This is a genomic window from Halomonas campaniensis, from assembly GCF_014193375.1.
GTDB lineage: Bacteria > Pseudomonadota > Gammaproteobacteria > Pseudomonadales > Halomonadaceae > Halomonas > Halomonas campaniensis.
Window position 1 is genome coordinate 113,097 of the sequence record NZ_JACHZF010000011.1, and the last position, 19,130, is coordinate 132,226.

The 19,130-nt window shown below is 69.0% G+C and carries 18 protein-coding genes; 7 read left to right on the plus strand and 11 right to left on the minus strand.

The window, feature by feature from the left end; genetic code table 11:
* Window positions 1–43: 43 nt before the first annotated feature.
* Together BDK63_RS09260 and BDK63_RS09265 are read right to left on the minus strand one after the other, a co-directional pair.
* Entirely contained in the window at window positions 44–1,528 is a 1,485-nt protein-coding gene (locus BDK63_RS09260; RefSeq protein ID WP_183331161.1) for a mannitol dehydrogenase family protein, read from the minus strand.
* A gap of 42 nt (window positions 1,529–1,570) precedes the next feature.
* Window positions 1,571–3,376 (minus strand): IlvD/Edd family dehydratase, encoded by a 1,806-nt coding sequence (locus BDK63_RS09265; protein WP_183331163.1) that lies wholly within the window; start codon window positions 3,374–3,376, stop codon window positions 1,571–1,573.
* 142 nt (window positions 3,377–3,518) lie between these two features.
* Here BDK63_RS09265 and BDK63_RS09270 point away from each other — a divergent pair, with 142 nt between their 5' ends.
* The 7 genes from BDK63_RS09270 to BDK63_RS09300 all read left to right on the plus strand — a co-directional run bounded on the left by BDK63_RS09270 (window position 3,519) and on the right by BDK63_RS09300 (window position 10,381).
* Window positions 3,519–5,087: an aldehyde dehydrogenase (NADP(+)) gene (locus BDK63_RS09270; RefSeq protein ID WP_183331165.1), complete on the plus strand. Its 1,569-nt coding sequence runs from the start codon at window positions 3,519–3,521 to the stop codon at window positions 5,085–5,087.
* A 207-nt stretch (window positions 5,088–5,294) separates the two neighbouring features.
* Entirely contained in the window at window positions 5,295–6,044 is a 750-nt protein-coding gene (locus BDK63_RS09275; RefSeq protein ID WP_183331167.1) for an SDR family oxidoreductase, read from the plus strand.
* A gap of 93 nt (window positions 6,045–6,137) precedes the next feature.
* Entirely contained in the window at window positions 6,138–6,989 is an 852-nt protein-coding gene (locus BDK63_RS09280; RefSeq protein WP_183331169.1) for a fumarylacetoacetate hydrolase family protein, read from the plus strand.
* Window positions 6,990–7,001: 12 nt separating this feature from the next.
* Complete coding sequence (locus BDK63_RS09285; protein WP_183331171.1) at window positions 7,002–8,072, plus strand: zinc-binding alcohol dehydrogenase family protein; 1,071 nt, start codon at window positions 7,002–7,004, stop codon at window positions 8,070–8,072.
* The gene (locus BDK63_RS09290) at window positions 8,050–9,690 is read left to right on the plus strand and encodes a UxaA family hydrolase (RefSeq protein WP_183331173.1); all 1,641 of its coding nucleotides are present in this window, start codon (window positions 8,050–8,052) and stop codon (window positions 9,688–9,690) included. Before BDK63_RS09285 ends, BDK63_RS09290 begins: the two co-directional genes overlap by 23 nt.
* 93 nt (window positions 9,691–9,783) lie before the next feature.
* Window positions 9,784–10,059 carry a type II toxin-antitoxin system RelE/ParE family toxin gene (locus BDK63_RS09295; RefSeq protein ID WP_183331175.1) on the plus strand — a complete coding sequence of 92 codons (276 nt, stop codon included), beginning with the start codon at window positions 9,784–9,786 and terminating at the stop codon, window positions 10,057–10,059.
* A 16-nt stretch (window positions 10,060–10,075) separates the two neighbouring features.
* Complete coding sequence (locus BDK63_RS09300) at window positions 10,076–10,381, plus strand: HigA family addiction module antitoxin (protein WP_183331177.1); 306 nt, start codon at window positions 10,076–10,078, stop codon at window positions 10,379–10,381.
* A 183-nt stretch (window positions 10,382–10,564) separates the two neighbouring features.
* Here the strand turns inward: BDK63_RS09300 and BDK63_RS09305 are convergent, their stop codons facing one another.
* The 9 genes from BDK63_RS09305 to BDK63_RS09345 all read right to left on the minus strand — a co-directional run bounded on the left by BDK63_RS09305 (window position 10,565) and on the right by BDK63_RS09345 (window position 19,068).
* Window positions 10,565–10,876: an addiction module antidote protein gene (locus BDK63_RS09305; protein ID WP_183331179.1), complete on the minus strand. Its 312-nt coding sequence runs from the start codon at window positions 10,874–10,876 to the stop codon at window positions 10,565–10,567.
* Window positions 10,877–11,091: 215 nt separating this feature from the next.
* Complete coding sequence (gene nanR, locus BDK63_RS09310) at window positions 11,092–11,811, minus strand: transcriptional regulator NanR (RefSeq protein WP_183331181.1); 720 nt, start codon at window positions 11,809–11,811, stop codon at window positions 11,092–11,094.
* Window positions 11,812–11,877: 66 nt separating this feature from the next.
* On the minus strand, window positions 11,878–12,969 hold the full coding sequence (locus BDK63_RS09315; protein WP_183331183.1) for an Ldh family oxidoreductase: 1,092 nt from the start codon (window positions 12,967–12,969) through the stop codon (window positions 11,878–11,880).
* Window positions 12,970–12,993: 24 nt separating this feature from the next.
* Window positions 12,994–14,373, minus strand: a complete 1,380-nt coding sequence (locus BDK63_RS09320) for a TRAP transporter large permease (RefSeq protein WP_246385988.1) — start codon at window positions 14,371–14,373, stop codon at window positions 12,994–12,996.
* Between the two features lie 47 nt (window positions 14,374–14,420).
* Window positions 14,421–14,954 carry a TRAP transporter small permease gene (locus tag BDK63_RS09325; protein WP_183331185.1) on the minus strand — a complete coding sequence of 178 codons (534 nt, stop codon included), beginning with the start codon at window positions 14,952–14,954 and terminating at the stop codon, window positions 14,421–14,423.
* A 67-nt stretch (window positions 14,955–15,021) separates the two neighbouring features.
* Window positions 15,022–16,017 (minus strand): sialic acid TRAP transporter substrate-binding protein SiaP, encoded by a 996-nt coding sequence (locus BDK63_RS09330; RefSeq protein ID WP_183331187.1) that lies wholly within the window; start codon window positions 16,015–16,017, stop codon window positions 15,022–15,024.
* Between the two features lie 98 nt (window positions 16,018–16,115).
* Entirely contained in the window at window positions 16,116–17,312 is a 1,197-nt protein-coding gene (locus tag BDK63_RS09335; protein WP_183331189.1) for a four-carbon acid sugar kinase family protein, read from the minus strand.
* The gene (gene pdxA / locus BDK63_RS09340; RefSeq protein WP_183331191.1) at window positions 17,309–18,307 is read right to left on the minus strand and encodes a 4-hydroxythreonine-4-phosphate dehydrogenase PdxA; all 999 of its coding nucleotides are present in this window, start codon (window positions 18,305–18,307) and stop codon (window positions 17,309–17,311) included. The genes BDK63_RS09335 and pdxA overlap by 4 nt, the downstream gene beginning before the upstream one ends.
* The gene (locus tag BDK63_RS09345; protein WP_183331193.1) at window positions 18,304–19,068 is read right to left on the minus strand and encodes an SDR family NAD(P)-dependent oxidoreductase; all 765 of its coding nucleotides are present in this window, start codon (window positions 19,066–19,068) and stop codon (window positions 18,304–18,306) included. The genes pdxA and BDK63_RS09345 overlap by 4 nt, the downstream gene beginning before the upstream one ends.
* Window positions 19,069–19,130 lie beyond the last annotated feature (62 nt).

Consider the following 19,130-nt stretch of genomic DNA (forward strand, 5'->3'; position numbering starts at 1 on the left):
CCGACAGGAACGCTCGCCAGACTGGCGGAGCGGCGCCTGGCCCCTACGTCAGGTGGGCGAGCGCTGCGTCGAGCCCCTGCTCAGTTAGTCGGCGGTAGGCGGCGAGCACCGCCTCGGCGAAGTCGGCATCCGCCGCCAGCGCCGACGGGACGACATCGTCCATGGCCAGGAAGGCACTGACCAGCGCCTCGGGCGCCTGCCCGTGACGGGCATGCAGGTCGGCAAACCGCGCCGCCAGGGGATCGTCCACCACGTAGGTGTTGCCGCGGGTGTCCCGACCGGCGGTATAGCGGATCCAGCCCGCCAGGCCCAGGGCAATACAAGGCGATCCCCAGCCTTTCTCTCGGCGTGCCGAGGTACCGATCAGCCAGCGCTGTGGCAGCTTCTGGCTGCCGTCCATGGCGATCTGGTGCAGGCGGTGCCGCAGGCTGTCGTTGGCGAAGCGTGCCAGCAGCGATTCGGCGTAGGTCTCAAGGTCGGTGCCCTCGGGCATGACCAGGGTCGGCGCCGCCTCCTCCAGCATGTAGTGGCGCAGCAGGGTCCTCAGATCGTCCCGGCTCACCGCCTCGTAGACGGTCTCGATGCCCTCGGGAGCCCCCAGGTAGGCCAGCAGCGAGTGGCTGGCGTTGAGCAGGCGCAGCTTCATGGCTTCGAAGGGGGCGACGTCGGCGACCATCACCACGCCGTCGGCCGTCCAGTCCGGCCGCCCCAGGGGGAAATCATCCTCCACCACCCACTGGAGGTAGGCCTCGGCCACCACGGCGTTGGGGTCATCGATCCCCAGCGCCGAGAGCCTGGCGAAATCGGCCTCGGTCATGGCCGGCACGATGCCGTCGACCATGCTGCTGGGGAAGGCCCCCTCGCGCTCGATCCAGCCCGCCAGGGTGGCGTCCTGGCGCTCGGCGAGCTGGACCACGGCATGGCGGGCGCACCGGCCGTTGTCCGGCATGTTGTCACAGGAGAGCACCGTGAAGGGCGCAATCCCCCGGGCGCGTCGTCGCGCCAACGCCGCCACCAGGATCCCCGGCGCGGTGCGCGGCGCCTCGGGGGCGGCGATGTCGGCGGCGATCATGGGGTCGTCGGCGAGCAGCATGCCGCTGGCCGGGTTGAGGAAGTAGCCCTTCTCGGTGACGGTGAGGGTGACGATTCGTGTCTCGGGGGCGGCCAGCCGCGCCAGCAGGGCCTCGAGGTCGCGACCCCACCGCCCCTGGCCGTCGCGACCGGTGAGCCTGTCCTTTCCGGTGAACAGGGCCTCCTCGATCACCCCGATCTCGCGCAGGGTGACGGTCTCGCTGTCGGTGAACTGGGCCACGTGATAGCGGTGGCCCGCCTCACGCAGGCCATCCACCAGGGCGATGCTCGAGCGCAGATTGGCGCTGCAGATCCCCCAGGAGGTATCGCCGCTGCGTTGGCGGTAACGCTCCAGATAGACCGCCTGGTGGGCGCGGTGAAAGGCCCCGAGCCCGAGGTGGACGATGCGCAGGCTGCCCGTCCGGGGCCCCGCGGGCACAACGACTGGATGCGGCATGGGTAAGGCTCCCGGTGCGGTGCTCGATCGGCACCGCCTCGTTCAGTGATTGTCGCGAGGCGGACTGCGGCGCGCCACGTCGCGGTACTTGGTGGCCGGCGCCAGGGTCATGCCGCGGTCCAGCGGCTCCACCATCGAGCGCTGGATCTCCTGCCAGGGTGTCTGGTGCTCGGGGTAGCGATACCCCCCCTGTGCCTCCAGCCGCTGCCGCCGCGCCGCGAGCTCGGCCTCGTCGATCAGCAGCCGCACCTCTCCCTGGCGCAGGTCGATGCGCAGCCGGTCGCCGCTCTCCAGCAGGGCCAGGCCACCCCCGGTCGCCGCCTCCGGCGAGGCGTTGAGGATCGACGGCGACCCCGAGGTGCCCGACTGGCGACCGTCCCCCAGGCAGGGCAGCGATTCGATGCCGCGGCGGATCAGCGCCTCCGGGGGCTGCATGTTTACCACCTCGGCGCCGCCGGGATGGCCCACCGGGCCGGCCCCGCGCATCACCAGGATGGTGTGCTCGTCGATGCCCAGGCTCGGGTCATCGATGCGCGCATGGTAATCCTCCGAGCCATCGAACACCGCCACCCGGCCCTCGAAGGCCTCGGGGTCGTCCGGGTTACTGAGGAAGCGCTCGCGGAAGTCCGGCGAGATGACGCTGGTCTTCATCAGCGCCGAGTCGAAGAGGTTGCCCTTGAGGTTGAGGAATCCGGCATGTTCCACCAGCGGATTGGCGTAGCGGCGGATCACCTCGGGGTCCCGGGTCTCGCGCCCCGCCAGGTTGGCGGCCATCGGCTGGCCGTTGACCGTGAGCGCCTCGCCGTGGAGCCGGCCGGCCTCAAGCAGCTCATGCATCACCGCCGGCACGCCCCCGGCACGGTGGAACTCCTCGCCGAGGTAGGCCCCGGCGGGCATGACATTGGCCAGCAGCGGAATCCCATGGCCCAGCCGCTGCCAGTCGTCGTTGTCCAGCTCGACCCCGGCGTGGCGGGCGATGGCATTGACATGGATGGGCGCGTTGGAGGAGCCCCCCAGCGCCGAGCAGGTGACGATGGCATTCTCGAAGGCTTCCCGGGTGAGGATGTCGCCGGGCCGCAGATCCTCCCAGACCATCTCGGTGATCCGCTCGCCGGTCTGGTAGGCGACCATGGCGCGCTCCTTGTAGGGGCCCGGGATCATCGCCGAACCGGGCAGGCTCATGCCCAGCGCCTCGGCCAGGGAGTTCATCGTCGAGGCGGTGCCCATGGTATTGCAGTGGCCCACCGACGGGGCGGACTCGGTGATGCGCGACAGGAACTCGGCGTAGTCGATGTCGCCGGCGGCCAGCCGGCGGCGCATCTCCCAGACGATGGTGCCCGAGCCGACGCGCTCGGCGCCGTGCCAGCCGTTGAGCATGGGGCCGCCGGAGAGCACGATGGCCGGAATGTTCACCGTCGCCGCGGCCATCAGCGCCGCCGGGGTGGTCTTGTCGCAGCCGGTGGTCAGCACCACGCCATCAAGCGGATAGCCGTGCAGCACCTCCACCAGGCCCAGATAGGCCAGGTTGCGATCCAGCGCCGCCGTGGGCCGGCGCACGTTCTCGTGGATAGGGTGCATGGGGAACTCGAAGGGCACGCCGCCGGCGGCACGGACTCCCTCCTTGACCCGCTTAGCGAGTTCCATGTGGTGTCGGTTGCAGGGCGTCAGGTCGGAGCCCGACTGGCAGATGCCGATGATCGGCCGGCCCCCGGTGAGCTCCTCCAGGGTGATGCCCTGGTTCATGTAGCGCTCGATGCACAGGGCAGTGGTGCCGGGATGGTCGGGATTGTCGAACCACCAGCGCGACCGTAGCTGGTCGGGGCGGACTCGGGGGCGAGTGGGTGACATGGGAACTCCGACTGATCGGGGCCGTGTGGCCGGGCAATGGCGTGACGGCGAGAATTGCCCTAGTGTAGGGCTGTATGATGACATGATAGGTAGCATGCCTGCCCCGGTACCACAAGCCGTATCCCCGCGTTAAGGAGTCCCCATGACACTGCAAGGCACTTCCCTGATCGGCCGCGAGGCCGTCACCGGCGATCAGGCCGTCATCCGCGCCGTCGACCCGGCCAGCGGCGAGGCCCTGGCTCCCGACTACCCGGGACTGGATCGCCACGCGGTCGCCCGGGCCTGCCAGCTTGCCGAGGAGGCCTTCGCCAGCTACCGCGAGACCTCGCTCGACGTGCGAGCGGCCTTTCTCGAGGCCATTGCCGACGAGATCGAGGCCATCGGCGATGAGCTGATCACCCGCGCCATGGCCGAGACCGGCCTGCCCCGGGCGCGGCTCGAAGGTGAGCGCGGCCGCACCTGCGGCCAGCTGCGGCTGTTCGCCGGCGTGGTACGTGCCGGCGAGTGGCTTGATGTGCGCATCGACCCCGCGCTTCCCGATCGCCAGCCGCTGCCGCGGGTCGATCTGCGCCAACGCCACGTGGCCTTGGGCCCCGTAGCGGTGTTCGGCGCCTCCAATTTCCCGCTGGCCTTCAGCGTAGCCGGCGGCGATACCGCATCAAGCTTGGCCGCCGGCTGCCCCGTGGTGGTCAAGGCCCACTCCGCCCATCCCGGCACCTCCGAGCTGGTGGGCCGTGCCGTGCAGGCGGCCGTGACCCGCTGCCAGCTCCCCGAGGGGGTCTTCTCGCTGCTGTTCGGCGCCGGCAAGGAGATCGGCCAGGCGCTGGTCGCCGACCCGCGCATCCAGGCGGTGGGCTTCACCGGCTCGCGCGCCGGCGGCCTGGCGCTGCTGGCCACCGCCCAGGCGCGGCCGCAGCCGATCCCGGTCTACGCCGAGATGAGCTCCATCAACCCGGTGTTCCTGTTCCCGGAAGCGCTGGCGACGCGCGGCCCGGCAATCGCCGAGGGCTTCATCGGCTCGCTGAACATGGGCGCCGGCCAGTTCTGCACCAACCCGGGCCTGGTGATCGGCATCAAGGGCCAGGCCCTGGATGCCTTCATCGAGGCCGCCGCTGAGGCCATCACGGGCAGCGCGGCCCAGACCATGCTCACCCCAGGGATCCACGCCGCCTACCAGGATGGCGTGGGCGCCCTGGTGGGCGAAGCCCGTGAGATCGCCCGCGGCCCGGTGGGCGACGGACCCTGTGCCTGTCAGCCGGCGCTGTTTGCCGCCTCGGCGGGTGATTTCCTCAAGAGCGACGCCCTGCAGGCCGAGGTCTTCGGCGCGGCGTCGCTGGTGGTCGAGTGTGACGACCTCGACCAGGTCAAGGCCGTGGCCGAGCATCTGGAGGGGCAGCTCACCGCCACCCTGCAGATGGACGACGGCGACCTCGAGGCCGCCCGAACCCTGCTCCCAGTACTCGAGCGCAGGGCCGGCCGCATCCTGGCCAACGGCTGGCCCACCGGGGTCGAGGTGTGCCACGCCATGGTTCACGGCGGCCCCTTCCCCGCCACCTCAGACACCCGCACCACCTCGGTGGGCAGTGCCGCCATCCACCGCTTCCTGCGCCCGGTGTGCTACCAGAACCTGCCGGCCGGCCTGCTGCCCGAGGCCCTCCAGGAGGTCAACCCGCTCGGCGTCAGCCGCCTGGTCGACGGCAAGCGGGAATAGCCTGAGACGACGAGTCCACGCTGGTGATCATGGGCGGCCTGCGGGCCGCCTTCTTGTTGGGCCGGTGGGCGCCGGCGGGTCGCCTACGGGTTGGCAAGCCGCCGGGAACTGGGCCATACTCTGACCGACCATCATCCTAGCATCCTGTCATACCAGCCAACCCATGGACGGCCCCGCCATCCGACACCCGCCGAGGACGCCCGAGACATGCGACTGAAGGACAAGACGGCCCTGATCACCGCCGCTGGCCAGGGCATCGGCCACGCCACCGCGCTGCGTTTCGCGGCGGAGGGCGCCCGGGTCATCGCTACCGACATCGACAGCGACAAGCTCAAGGCACTGGAGGGACTGGAAGGCATCGAGACCCGCCGCCTGGACGTGCTCGATGCCGCGGCCGTGACGGCCCTGGCGACCGAGCTGCCGCCCCTGGACGTGCTCTTCAACTGTGCCGGCTTCGTGGCCAGCGGCTCGCTGCTGACCGGCAGCGACGACGACTGGGCGCTGTCGCTGGCGCTGAACGTCACCGCCATGGCGCGGCTGACCCGCGCCCTGCTCCCGGCCATGATCGACCACGGCGGTGGCAGCATCATCAACATGGCCTCGGTGGCCTCGAGCCTCAAGGGCGTGCCCAACCGCTGCGCCTACGGCACCACCAAGGCCGCGGTGATCGGGCTGACCAAGTCGATCGCCGCCGACTTCATCGACCGGGGCATCCGCTGCAACGCCATCTGCCCCGGCACCGTGGACTCCCCTTCGCTGCGCCAGCGCATCCAGGCGCAGGCGCGCCAGCAGGGCCGCCCGGAGGCCGAGGTGCAGGCCGACTTCCTCGCCCGCCAGCCGCTGGGTCGTCTGGGCACGTCCGAGGAGATCGCCGCCCTGGCCACCTACCTGGCCGCGGACGAGTCCGCCTATACCACCGGCACCGCCCAGGTCATCGACGGCGGCTGGCTGATCTGAATCGACCGCCCCGAACAACGAAAAACGAACAACGAACAACGCGTCACTGACAGCGAATCACCAACAGCGAATTACCAATAACAAGGAGAGCCCATGAAACTGCTGCGCTTCGGCCCCCCGGGCCATGAGAAACCCGGTCTGCTCGACGCCGACGGGGTGATCCGCGACCTCTCGGCCCACCTGCCTGACCTCGACGGCCGCCACCTCAGCCGCGACCTGCTGGCCCGGCTCGCCGAGCTCGACGCCTCCCGCCTGCCCAAGGTCCCGGCAGATACCCGCCTTGGCCCCTGCGTCGGGCGGGTTGGCAAGTTCATCTGCATCGGCCTCAACTACTCCGACCACGCCGCCGAGACCGGGGCCGAGGTCCCGCCGGAGCCGGTGGTCTTCAACAAGTGGACCAGCGCCATCTGTGGGCCCGACGACGACGTCATCATCCCTCGGGCCTCCACGAAGACCGACTGGGAAGTGGAGCTCGGCGTGGTGATCGGCAAGGAGGCCCGTTACGTGAGCGAGGCCGACGCCATGGACCATGTGGCCGGCTACTGCGTGGTCAACGACGTCTCCGAACGCGAGTTCCAGCTCGAGCGCAGCGGCACCTGGGACAAGGGCAAGGGCTGCGACACCTTCGGCCCCCTGGGCCCCTGGCTGGTCACACCGGACGAGATCGCCGACCCCCATGAACTGGACCTGTGGCTGGAGGTGGATGGTCACCGCTACCAGGACGGCAACACCCGTACCATGGTCTACCGCATCCCCTTCCTGATCAGCTACCTGAGCCGCTTCATGAGCCTGCAGCCGGGCGATGTCATCTCCACCGGCACCCCGCCCGGAGTGGGCATGGGCCAGCAGCCGCCGACCTACCTCCGGCCCGGCCAGCGCATGCGACTGGGCATCGCCGGGCTCGGCGAGCAGCATCAGGCTGTTGTCGCCGAACCCGGCCGCTGATCGGAGATCGCCATGCGCACCGTCGTCTGCCAGGCCCCTGGCCACCTGACCCTCGAGCAGCGCGCCGACCCCTCGTGCGGGCCCGGCGAGGCGCTGCTGCGCATCCGCCGGGTCGGGGTGTGCGGTACCGATATCCACGCCTATGGTGGCAACCAGCCCTACTTCACCTACCCCCGGGTGCTCGGCCACGAGCTGGCCGGCGAGATCGTGGCGGTGGGTGACGGGGTCGACCCGGCGCGGGTGGGCCAGCAGGCCTATGTCATCCCCTACCTGCACTGCGGAGAATGCCGGGCCTGTCGCCGGGGCCGCACCAACTGCTGCCGCCGGATGCAGGTGATCGGGGTGCACCGAGACGGCGGCATGTGCGACACCCTGGCGGTCCCCGCCGATCACCTGGTGAGCGACGCCTCCCTGTCGCTCGACCAGCTCGCCCTGGTCGAATGCCTGGCCATCGGCGCCCATGCGGTACGCCGCAGCGAACTGGCCGAGGGGGAGCTCGCCGTGGTCGTCGGCGCCGGGCCCATCGGCATGGGCGTGGCCCAGCTGGCCCGGGAACGCGGGGCCCGGGTGGTCATGGTCGACACCAACGCTGAGCGGCTGGCCTTCTGCCACGAGCGGCTGGGCATCCTGGAGACGCTGAACCCTGCCGATCAGGACGTTCCCGCCGCCCTGGCAGCCCTCGGCGACGGCGAACTGGCCGACGTGGTGTTCGACGCCACCGGCAACCCCACCGCCATGTGCCGCGGCTTCGACCTGGTCGCCCATGCCGGCCGCTACGTGCTGGTCAGCATCGTCAAGGCGGACATCGCCTTCCACGACCCCGACTTCCACGGTCGCGAGATGACCCTGCTCGCCAGCCGAAACGCCACCAGCGAGGACTTCGACACGGTGTGCCGGCTGATGGCGGCGGGCCACCTTGAGGCCAGCGCCATGATCACCCACCGCGCCGAACTCGACGCCCTGCCCGATCACCTGCCCGCCTGGTGCGTCCCGGGCAGCGGCGTGGTCAAGGCGATGATCGAACTCGAATTCCCGGAACACGCCGAAGCGGAGGCCGTCCATGCCCCAGACCATCGCCAGTGAACACGGCCAGCTGGCCAGCCTGCGCGTGCACGCCGACGACAACGTGCGCGTCGCCCTCAAGGACCTGCCCGCCGGCAGCGAGATCGACGACGACGGGGGCCGGCTGCGCCTGGCCGAGCCGATCCGCCACAAGCACAAGTTCTCCCTACACGACCTCGCCCCTGGCGACACCGTGATCATGTACGGTGTCACCGTGGGACGCGCCACGCGCCCCATCCCCGCGGGCGCGGCCATCACCACCGACAATACCGAGCACAGCACCGCCACCACCGAGCCCCAGGCGCGGCGCGGTGAATGGCGCGCCCCCGAGGTGACGGCGTTCGAGGGGGTGACCTTCGATGGCTACCACCGCCCCGACGGCGGCGTCGGCACCGCCAACGTCTGGCTGGTGGTGCCGCTGGTGTTCTGCGAGAACCGCAATATCGAGGTGCTGCGCCAGTGCGTGGCCGATGCCCTGGGCGAGGACCCCTACCGCGACTACAAGCAGATGGCCCGCGAGCTGCTCCACGGTGCCACCGGCACAGCCCCGCCCGCGCCTGCCGGCGAACGGCTCTTTCCCAACGTCGACGGGGTGCGCTTCCTGACCCACACCCTGGGCTGCGGCGGCACCGACGACGACGCCCAGGCGCTGTGTCGCCTGCTGGCCGGCTATATCTGCCATCCCAACGTGGCCGGCGCCACGGTGCTGAGCCTGGGCTGCCAGAAGGCGCAGATCGACATGCTCAAGGAGGCCGTGGCGGCGCGCGACCCCGGCGGGCTGCGCCCGGTCCACTACCTGGAGCAACAGGCAAGCGTGAGCGAATCGGCGCTGATCCGCGAGGCGCTGACCACCATCTTCGATGGCCTGGCCGAGGCCAACCGGGTCGAGCGCGCCCCCGCGCCGCTCTCGGCGCTGACGCTGGGCGTGGAGTGCGGCGGCTCCGACGGCTTCTCCGGCCTTTCCGCCAATCCGCTGGTGGGCGCCGTGGTGGATCGGCTGGTGGCGCTCGGGGGCAGTGGCATCCTCAGCGAGTTCCCCGAGCTGTGTGGCGTGGAGCACGAGCTGATCGCCCGCTGCCGCGACGACGCCGTGGCCGAGCGCTTCCGGGCGCTGATGGACGCCTACCAGCGCCACGCCGCCCGGGTGGGCGCGGACTTCTCCATGAACCCCTCCCCGGGCAACATCCGCGACGGCCTGATCACCGACGCGATGAAGTCGGCCGGCGCCGCCAAGAAGGGCGGCGACAGCCCGGTGGTGGATGTGCTCGACTATACCGAGCCCCACACCCGGCCCGGCCTCAACCTGCTCTGCTCGCCGGGCAACGACGTGGAGTCCACCACCGCCCTGGCCGGCTCCGGCGCCAACCTGATCCTGTTCACCACCGGACTGGGCACGCCCACCGGCAACCCCATCACCCCGGTGATCAAGATCTCGAGCAACAGCGAACTGGCCGCGCGCATGAATGATGTGATCGATTTCGATGCCGGCCCCATCATCCGCGGCGAAGCGAGCATGGACGAGCTGGCCGACCGCCTGCTGCGGCTGTGCATCGACACCGCCTCGGGGCGCTACGCCCCCCGCGCGGTGGAGCTCGCCCAGTACGACTTCATCCCCTGGAAGCGGGGCGTCTCGCTGTAGCGGGATGCCTTCGAGGCTCCATAGGGGACACAATGAAGCCCGCGCTGTAATCTATTGCTTTACACGTGTAACCTATTAGGCTACACTAACCCCATGATCAAGACCTTCAAGAGCAAGGGCCTGGCGGCACTATGGGAAACCGGTAAATCGAAGATCGACAAGCGTATGCATACGCGCATCCTGATCCGGTTGGCAGTGATCAATGAAGCCGCAAGCATTGAGGAGATCAACTTGCCGGGCTACAACTTCCACGGTTTGCAGGGCTTCAATCCCAAACGTTACACCGTGCATGTGAACGGCCCATGGTGCCTCACCTTTGAGTTCGAGGGAGGCAACGCCTATCAGGTTGATTTTGAGCAATACCACTGAATGAGGTGGAACTACTATGGCTATTACCGCAAAGCAGAATCCCAGCCGTTGCCCGCCGCACCCTGGAGAGGTGATCGAAGATATGCTGAAGGATTTGGACTTCAGCAAGATCGCCATCGCGAAGATGCTGGGCATCTCACGCCAGCAGCTGCACGCCATCCTGGCCGCACGTAAGCCAGTATCGCCCGAAATGGCTGCACGTCTTGGCAAGCTGTTCGGCAACGGTCCCAGCCTGTGGCTGCGTCTTCAGGCGGCTCACGACGCCTGGCATGCCGAGCGTGAAGTAGACGTCAGCGCGATACCCTCATTGAATGTGGCCTGAGACGTATTCAGCAGCCGACCAGTGCCTAGCTTGTGGCGATGAACCTGTATTTCTCTAGGGGTGACACTTTGTTTTCATCCCACACCTATACAAAGTACCCAAAGGCCCCGCGAGGGGCGGGCCTTAGGGTGCTTTCAGCACTCTGGCGCCGAGAGACTGCCGACGCCGAACTGACCTCGAGGCTCATCCCTTCACAGGGTGATGGGTTAGATCGTGAAATTGAATACCGGTCGCCTTGATAACGGCCGTCATGGTTCGCAGGGTCGGATTCCCCTTGGGTGACAGTGCCCGATACAGGCTTTCCCGAGAAACCTTGGCACGGTCTGCGACGGCGGCCATCCCCCCTTGAGCCTCCACGACATGGCGAAGTGCCATCAGAAACGAAGCTTCACCGCCCTCCTCATCCAGTTCGTCAAAGGCGGTGCGCAGGTAGTCGAGCGCCATATCAGGATCTGCGCGCAGCATCTCGACAACCACAGTGTCGTGGCTATTCATTGTCGGGCTCTCATTCGGCAGGCCGCCAGAAGCGCCTTGGTCTGTTCGATATCTGCCTATTGGTATTGCTGGGTGCCTTAATTTAACAACATCACCAAGCGACTGCCCAACATGGCGTAATGCACTCGATTACCAGGACCGTAGTCACTTCGCCTGCGATGCCTGAGGGGACCTATCGCCGACCTCATTGATCAGTGCCGAAAACGCCTCGCCACTCAGTCGGCAGAAAGGCGCTTCTTGAGCTGCATGTAGGTGCCGTAGTGGCGATCCAGGTGGCGGCGCATGGCCGCCTCGGCGGCGTCCGGGTCATGGGACTCGATGGCCTCGACGATCTCGATATGCGCCGCCAGCGCCGCCTTGTCCTCGTCCTTCTGCTGCAGCACCTGGGCGCGACGGTCATCGAGCCACTCGGAGAGCGCCACGTGGATGGCGTCGAAGATGGGGTTGCGGGCGATGCTCGCCAGCACGCCGTGGAAGTCGTTGTCGGAGCGCTTGAAGCGCGCCTCGTCGCCCACTGCGTCACGGTTCTCCTGGAGCGCCTCGCGCAGGCGCGCCAGGTCCTCGTCGCCGGCATGGCGAGCCGCATAGCGGGCCAGCGAGATCTCGAACAGCGCCCGGGCCTCCTGGAAGTACTGCTGGCCGTCGGGCTTGGAGAGCAGCTGGCGGGTCACGCCGGAGAGCCGCGCCATCACCGCCTCGGCGGTGGGCCGAATCACCCTGGCGCGGGTCCCGCTGTTGATGGCGATCAGCCCGAGCTGCTGCAGGTGGAACAGCGCCTCGCGCACCGCCGGGCGCCCGACACCGAACTGCTCCATCAGCTCGCGCTCGGAGGGCAGCTGGTCGTTCTCGCCCAGCCGCCCATCGAGGATGTCCGCCTCGAGCTGCTCGGCGACCTGCTCGGAAAGCGTCTTGCGCTCGATCCGATATCGAGACATGGGCTGATTCTCCTGGTGACCCGGTGTTCTGAGTGTCCATCTTACCGCATTCCCGCCCTGCCCCGCTCAGGCCAGATGCCGCAGCGGCCGCACGTCCAGGGTCTTGGCCAGGGTCGCGTAGGCGACCTGGTTGGCACTGTCGAGGGGAATGCCCTCGGCGTCGCGTTGCGCCAGGTAGCGCCACTCGCGATCCCCGGGGGCCAGCACCTCGGCCCCGTCGACCGCCGGCTGGGCGCGCAGGTCGGCCAGGTACTCGGCCAGGCCAGCTGCGAAGGTCGCCCCGTCGACGAAGGCGGCCGGGTTCAGGGCCAGGAAGAAGTGCCCGACCCCGCGCGGGGTCGCCATGTCCGGCCCGCCCATGGGCAGCAGCCGGAAGCCGTTGAGCATGCCGGAGAGCGTCGAGCTCAGCACCTCCACCATGCCGCCGAGCCCCGCCCCCTTGAAGCCGAAGTCGCTGCCGCCCAGGGGCAGCAGGGCCGACACCTCGGCCGGCACCCGGGTCACCCGGCCCTCGGCGTCGGCGGCAACCTGGTCCGGCAGCTCGCGCCCGATGGCCCCGTACTGCTGCACGCGATTCCAGGGCACCGAACTGGTCGCCATGTCCAGCAGGTAGGGCGACTGCCCCTCCACCGGCGCGGCGAAGGCGATCGGGTTGGTGCCATGGAAGGGCGACAGCCCCTGGTGGAGCAGCACGAAGGGGTCGGAGTTGCAGAATGCCAGCCCGATCATGCCACGTTCGGCGGCGGCCAGCGCATAGCAGCCCGCGGCGCCGAAGTGGGAGGAGTGCCCCACCGCCACCGCCCCCATGCCGACCTCGTCGGCCATCTCCACCACATGGGCCATGGCGGTGTAGCCGGCCAGGTGGCCGAACCCATCCCCGGCATCAAGGACGCCGGTGGCCGGCAGGCGCCGGGTGAAATGCATCTCGGGCGCCCCCTTGATCCGCCCTCCCTCGAGGGCCCGGATATAGTGCGGCAGCAGCCGCAGGCCGTGGCTGTCGGTGCCCATGCGCGAGGCCGTGACCAGGGCGCGGGTCACCGCGGCCGAGGAGGCCGCGTCCGCACCGGCCCGCGTCAGCGCCTCGCCCATGAAGCGCTCCAGGTCGTCGACCGCGACGCGGACCTCCTGCTGTCGCGGGTCATGCCGGGTATCGTTCATCGTCGAATGGCTCCTCTCTTGGGATCAGCGGTAGACCAGGGTGGGCAGCCACATGGACAGCGACGGGATGAAGGTCACCAGCAGCAGGCAGATCACCAGCGGGATCAGGAAGGGGATGGTGCCGCGCATGCAGCGCTCGAAGCTGACGTTGGCCACGCGGGAGAGCACGTAGAGCACCATGCCCACCGGCGGCGTCAGCAGGCCGATCATCAGGTTGAGTACCATGATCACCCCGAAGTGCACCGGATCGACCCCCACCGCGACGGCCAGCGGCAGCAGCACCGGCACCAGGATGGTGATGGCGGCAATGGTCTCCATGAAGCAACCGACGATGATCAGCACGATGTTGGTCATCATCAGCACCGCCACCTTGCTGTCGGCGAAGGGACCGAGCAGGGCGATGACGCTCTGGGTGACCTGGTTGCTGGTGAGGATCCAGGCGAAGATCGACGCCGCCGAGACGATGAACAGGATCACCGCGGTGGTCTCGATGGTCTCCATGCTGACCCGCAGCAGCTTGCGCCAGGTCAGGGTGCGATAGACCACCACGCCGAGGATCAGCGCGTAGAAGACCGCGGCCACCGCGGCCTCGGTGGGCGTGAAGGCCCCGGTGATGATGCCACCGACGATGATCACCGGCGTCATCAGCGACAGGAAGGCCCGGGCGAAGGTACGCCCCAGTACGCCGAACGAGAACACGGCATCGCGCTGGTAGCCGCGGCGCCGCGAGATCAAGAAGATCATCAGCATCAGCATCGCGCCCATCAGCAGCCCCGGAATCAGGCCAGCGGCGAACAGCTGCCCCACCGAGGCCGAGGCCATCACGCCGTAGATGACCATCGGCAGACTGGGGGGAATGATCGGCCCGATGGTCGACGAGGCCGCGGTGATGCCCACGGCGAACTCCTCGTCATAGCCGGCATCCTTCATCGCCTTCACCTCGATCATGCCGAGGCCGCCGGCGTCGGCCACCGCGGCGCCGGACATCCCCGAGAAGACGATGCTCGCCCCCACGTTGACGTGCCCCAGGCCACCGCGCATCCAGCCCATCAGGGCCTTGGCGAAGTTGAAGATGCGCTCGGTGATACCGGCGTTGTTCATCAGGCTGCCGGCGAAGATGAAGAAGGGGATCGCCAGCAGGGGAAAGCTGTCGATGCCGTTGATCATGCGGTGGGCGATGACCACGTTGGGCACCTGTCCGGTGATCAGCACGAACAGCAGGCAAGAGCCGGCCAGGCTGACCGCGATGGGCACGCCCAGCACCAGCATGGTGAACAGCGAGAAGAACAGGAACGCGAGATGGTAGCCCATCACCGCCAGGATCACGCAGCCGAGTACGGCCAGCGTCGATAGCAGCGGCGTGACGATGGGCTTCTGCCAACGCATCACGGAGAGTCGGGACATGCAGGGCCTCTTGCAGCGTTGTCGTTGTTGAGGGAGGTATTGCCCGGCTAGGAGCGACCCGGCTCGGAGAAATAGTGTTTCACCATGCGCTGGACGCCACGCAGGGCCATCATCACGAAGGCGGCACAGACGGCGTAGTAGAGCACGCTCTTGGGCACGTCCACCGAGATCATCATGCCCCCGGTGCGGCCGGCCAGCTGATAGGTGATCCAGGCGAGCATGCTGTAGAACAGTACGCAGGCCAGGTCGACCAGGATATTGAGGATCCTGACCAGCCACGGCGGCATGTAGTGGTAGAAGAACTCCACCATGATGTGGCTGCCCTTGCGCACGGCCATCACGCTGCCGATGAAACCCACCAGGATCAGCAGGTAGCGAGCGATCTCTTCCGTCCAGGTGGTGGAGTCGCCCATGACATAGCGGGTGAAGAACTGCAGGAAGACGACGAAGATCAGCGCCCAGAACACCACCAGGGTGACATAGTCCTCGACGGCGTGATCGGCGAAACGGAAGTCGTCATCGTCCTCGAAGGCCGCCTCGAAATCGATGACGGGCCCCTGACCTTCGGGTTTTTCGGACATGGCTGGCCTCCTTGCCTGCGCCGCCCGGCGTACCGGGCGGCGCAGGGGTCAGGATGAAGAGAAGGGGTTACTGACCGATCGCCTGCAGGCGGTCGTAGGTCTCTTCGTCCCAGGTGGCCGCGTCGCCCAGGTGATGCGGCATCACCACGTCACGGAAGGGGGTGCGATCGACCTGGTTCACGGTGGTGCCCTGCTCCTCGAACCAGGCGACCAGGTCCTGTTCGGCCTGGACGATCTCGGCGGTGTTGTTGCGCGCCGCCTCCTCGAACACCTCGCGGAAGATCTCGCGGTCCTCCTCGGAGAGCCGGTTCCAGCGCGGACCGCCGACGATGGTGATCAGGGAATCGGTGATGTGCCCGGTGAGGTTGATGTAGTCCTGGACCTCATGGAAGGCCTTGGCACGGATGGTCGGCAGCGGGTTCTCCTGGGCATCCACCACGCCCTGCTGCAGCGCCAGGTAGACCTCGTCGAAGGCGATCGGGGTCGGGTTGGCGCCGGCCGCCCGCGGAAACATCATGTAGAGGGGAGCGTTCGGCACGCGGATGCGCAGGTTCTCCATGTCCGCCGGGGTGTTGATGGCCTTGTTGGAGGTCACGTGACGCTCGCCGTAGTAGTTGAGCGCGACGGGCACGTTGCCGGTGGCATCCTGGTAGCCCTGGGCGATCTCCTGGAACAGGTCGCTGTCGGCATAGGCCTGCCAGTGATCGAAGTCGCGGAACATGTAGGCGGCACCGGCGATGCCGATGGGGCCGTAGGAGCGGCCGGCGAACTGGGTGCCGGTGTAGATCACGTCCACGGTGCCGAGCTCCAGGCCCTCGTTGATGTCCTCCTCCTTGCCCAGCGACGAGGCGGGGTGGACCTGCATGGTGTAGCGCCCCTCGGTGCGCTCCTCGATCTGCTCCGCGGCCCACTCGGCCCACTTGTGGAAGGGCTCGGAGGTCTCGTAGACGTGAGCGAAGCGAAGGGTCTCCTGGGCCTGGGCCATCCCGGCGATGCCGATGCTCGAGGCCAGCAGCGTCATGGATACCCAGCGAGCCAGCTTGAGTTGGCGTGGTTGAGTCATCTTGTTGTTCTCCTTAGGCTGAGTGTCGTGCTGTATACGTATCATACCACCAGTGACCAAGTTAGACGCTCTGGCGTGGGCGCGCAATACCCGGATCGTCAACCTTGGTCACACTCGCTGGCGGCCCGTGTCGAGGCCGCCAGCTCCCGCTCGAGCGCCGCCAGCAGATCAGGCTCCCCGAAGCCTCCTGCCTTGGTGATCACCGGTCGCGCCGGGTCGCCCTCCAGGCGCCCCAGAGGCACACCCGGGGCCCACTCGGCCACCACCTCGATGGACGCCACGCCGAGCCGCTGCAGCGCCGCCATGGCAGTGTCACCGCCGGTCAGCAACAACAGCCCGGCGCCCGCCGGCCACGCCGCCACCCGGCTCGCGACCCGCTCGCCCATGGCCGCGGCGACCGCCTCGGCCGAGGCCTGACCGGCCCCGGGCACCACCACCAGCCCCCCCTCCCCCGCTGGCGGCGCGGCCATGCCCGGCCCCAGCGCCTCGACCACCGCCAGCCCGGGCGAGGTCTGGCGCAGGCGGGCCAGCTGCTCGGCGGCGCGGGGGCTTCTCGACCCCAGCGCATAGAGGCGCCGCGTTACCCCGGCAAGGGACGGCTGCCGGGGTCTGCCCTCGCCGAACAGCCGCCGGGCCATGGCGCCGGCCAGCCCCGCCGCTCCCACCGGCAGCCAGTCGGCGGCGGCCGCGCCCATGGCGTCCTGGATCCGCGCCAGGTCCGCCGGGACGGCCGCATCGCAGACGCAGTCGGTGTCCGGCAGTAGGGCCCCCGACAGCGGACGGTAGCGAGCCAGCGGCACGCCCGCCCCGGCGAACAGCCGGTCCAGCGGGCCCGCCGGCGGTGCCGAGCGGGCGTCCTGGCCATAAGCCGTGGCGGCCAGCGGCTCGCCGTCCACCCGCACCTCGGCGTCACGCACGGTGCGCCCCTGGGCCGGTACCGCCGGGGCCAGCAGCACACGGCGACCGGTGGCCCGGCGTAGCGCCAGGGCCTCGGCCACCACCTGGCCGCGCAGGGTCGAGTCGATCTTCTTGAACCACCACTCGGGGGCGAGGGGCGCCAGGGCGCGGGCTGCCCGGGCCACCCGCGCCGCGGCGGCCTCGGGCGCCAGGTGGCGGGACTCGGTATTCACGGCGATCACCTCGGGCATGTCGCCCGCCCAGGACGAAAGCGCCGTCTCCACTTGCTCCAGGGCGATCACCACCCGGGTCACGGCCCCCCTCGCGGCGAAGGGCGCGGCGGCATCCAGTGCCCCGGTCAGGTCGTCGGCGACGATCGCCACCCGGCAGCGGCTCATGCAGACTGTCCTGCCACCAGCCGGCGGGCGTAGGCGATGGCCGAGCCCAGGTTGGTGGCATCCGCCCGCCCCTGCCAGGCGATATCGAAGGCCGTGCCGTGGTCCACCGAGGTGCGCTGGATCGGCAGGCCGAGGCTGACGTTGACCGTGGTATCGAAGGCGATCAGCTTGACCGGGATGTGGCCCTGGTCGTGGTACTGGGCCACCACCAGGTCGAACTCGCCGCGGCTCGCCCGGTAGAAGACGGTGTCCGCCGAGATCGGCCCTTGCACGTCCAGCCCTGCCTCGCGCAGTGCCCGCACCGTCGGGGCGATGATCCGGTCGTCCTCGTCGCCGAAGATCCCGCCCTCGCCGCAGTGGGGGTTGAGCCCGGCCACCGCGATGCGCGGCGCCGCCATGCCCAGCTTGACCAGGTGCGCGTGGCCCGCCTTGACCGTGGCGGTGATGCGCTCGGGGGTGACCCGCTCGATCGCCTCGCGCAGCGACACATGGGTCGAGACATGCAGGGTCGAGAGCGTCTCGGAGGCGAGCAGCATGAACGAGGACGGCGCCCCGGTCAGCGCCGCCAGCATGCCGGTATGGCCGTCGTAGTGGTGGCCGGCGGCATGCAGCGCCGCCTTGTTGAGCGGGGCGGTGACGATCACCCCGGCGCGTCCCGACTGCACCAGCTCTACCGCCGCCTTCACGCAGCGAAAGGCCATGTCGCCGGCGGCGGCACTGATCTGACCGTCGGGCATCGCCTCGCCCGCGGGGTGCTCGACCACCGCCACCGCCACGCTGTCCGCCGGCGCCGCCGGGGCATCGAGGGGGGCGAAGGTCAGCGCGGCCCCGAGCATCTCGGCGGCGCGGCGATAGATGGCCGGGTCGCCGACCACCAGGGTGGTGGCGCGCTCGGCGGGCGTCATGGCCGCCAGGGCGCGGCAGATGATCTCGGGGCCGATCCCGGCCGGGTCGCCCATGGTGATGGCGATGTCGTAGCGGGTCGCGGTACTCATGGCATCAGTTGCCCGCCGTTGACCTCGATCACCTGCCCGGTGACATAGCCGCTCAGCGCGTCGGTGGCCAGGAACAGGTAGGCCCCCACGCACTCTTCCGAGGTGCCCAGCCGGCCCATGGGAATCGAGGCGCGGGCCGCCGCCAGGTGGTCCTCGTTGGAGTGGCGGCCATGGAAGTCGGTGGCGATGGTGCCCGGGGCCACGGCATTGACGCGAATATGCTCGCCGGCCAGCTCCTTGGCCATGTTACGGGTCAGAGTGCTGACGAAGCCCTTGGCCGAGGCGTAGAGGCCGGCACCGAGCCCGCCGCCGTTGCGCGCGGCGATGGAGGTGGTATGGATGATGTTGCCGCCGCCCTGGCGGCGGAAATGGGCCACCGCCGCCCGACTCGCCATGACCACGGAACGGGCATTGAGATCCATCACCCGGTCGTACTGCCTGTCGTCCATCTCGTCCAGGGAGACCCGGCCCAGCATGTCGCCGGCGTTGTTGATCAGTACGTCCAGCCCGCCGAGCCCGCTGGCGGCCTCATCGACGATCCGCGTCGCCTCGCCGGCGCGACTGACATCGCCCTTGACCGTGAAGGCCTCGCCGCCGGCCTCACGGATTGCCTGCACCACCGCCTCGGCCGGCGCTTCGCTGGCGTGGTAGTGCACCGCCACCCTCGCCCCCAGCGCCCCCAGCTGCCTGGCGACCGCCGCGCCGATGCCCCGGCTGGCGCCGGTGATCAATACCCGTTTGCCCTTCCACTCGTCGAACATGCCACTCTCCTGAAGGCTGGCGTGATGAACGACCCACTCTCCCAGCCCCTTCTCGGCCCGTG

Coding starts and splice junctions, on each gene's coding strand:
- BDK63_RS09325 (WP_183331185.1), bottom strand. CDS start 14,954: ATGTCCGAAAAACCCGAAGGTCAGGGGCCCGTCATCGATTTCGAGGCG.
- BDK63_RS09280 (WP_183331169.1), top strand. CDS start 6,138: ATGAAACTGCTGCGCTTCGGCCCCCCGGGCCATGAGAAACCCGGTCTG.
- BDK63_RS09315 (WP_183331183.1), bottom strand. CDS start 12,969: ATGAACGATACCCGGCATGACCCGCGACAGCAGGAGGTCCGCGTCGCG.
- BDK63_RS09300 (WP_183331177.1), top strand. CDS start 10,076: ATGGCTATTACCGCAAAGCAGAATCCCAGCCGTTGCCCGCCGCACCCT.
- BDK63_RS09275 (WP_183331167.1), top strand. CDS start 5,295: ATGCGACTGAAGGACAAGACGGCCCTGATCACCGCCGCTGGCCAGGGC.
- BDK63_RS09320 (WP_246385988.1), bottom strand. CDS start 14,373: ATGTCCCGACTCTCCGTGATGCGTTGGCAGAAGCCCATCGTCACGCCG.
- BDK63_RS09285 (WP_183331171.1), top strand. CDS start 7,002: ATGCGCACCGTCGTCTGCCAGGCCCCTGGCCACCTGACCCTCGAGCAG.
- nanR (WP_183331181.1), bottom strand. CDS start 11,811: ATGTCTCGATATCGGATCGAGCGCAAGACGCTTTCCGAGCAGGTCGCC.
- BDK63_RS09345 (WP_183331193.1), bottom strand. CDS start 19,068: ATGTTCGACGAGTGGAAGGGCAAACGGGTATTGATCACCGGCGCCAGC.
- BDK63_RS09330 (WP_183331187.1), bottom strand. CDS start 16,017: ATGACTCAACCACGCCAACTCAAGCTGGCTCGCTGGGTATCCATGACG.
- BDK63_RS09290 (WP_183331173.1), top strand. CDS start 8,050: ATGCCCCAGACCATCGCCAGTGAACACGGCCAGCTGGCCAGCCTGCGC.
- BDK63_RS09270 (WP_183331165.1), top strand. CDS start 3,519: ATGACACTGCAAGGCACTTCCCTGATCGGCCGCGAGGCCGTCACCGGC.
- BDK63_RS09265 (WP_183331163.1), bottom strand. CDS start 3,376: ATGTCACCCACTCGCCCCCGAGTCCGCCCCGACCAGCTACGGTCGCGC.
- BDK63_RS09260 (WP_183331161.1), bottom strand. CDS start 1,528: ATGCCGCATCCAGTCGTTGTGCCCGCGGGGCCCCGGACGGGCAGCCTG.
- pdxA (WP_183331191.1), bottom strand. CDS start 18,307: ATGAGTACCGCGACCCGCTACGACATCGCCATCACCATGGGCGACCCG.
- BDK63_RS09335 (WP_183331189.1), bottom strand. CDS start 17,312: ATGAGCCGCTGCCGGGTGGCGATCGTCGCCGACGACCTGACCGGGGCA.
- BDK63_RS09295 (WP_183331175.1), top strand. CDS start 9,784: ATGATCAAGACCTTCAAGAGCAAGGGCCTGGCGGCACTATGGGAAACC.
- BDK63_RS09305 (WP_183331179.1), bottom strand. CDS start 10,876: ATGAATAGCCACGACACTGTGGTTGTCGAGATGCTGCGCGCAGATCCT.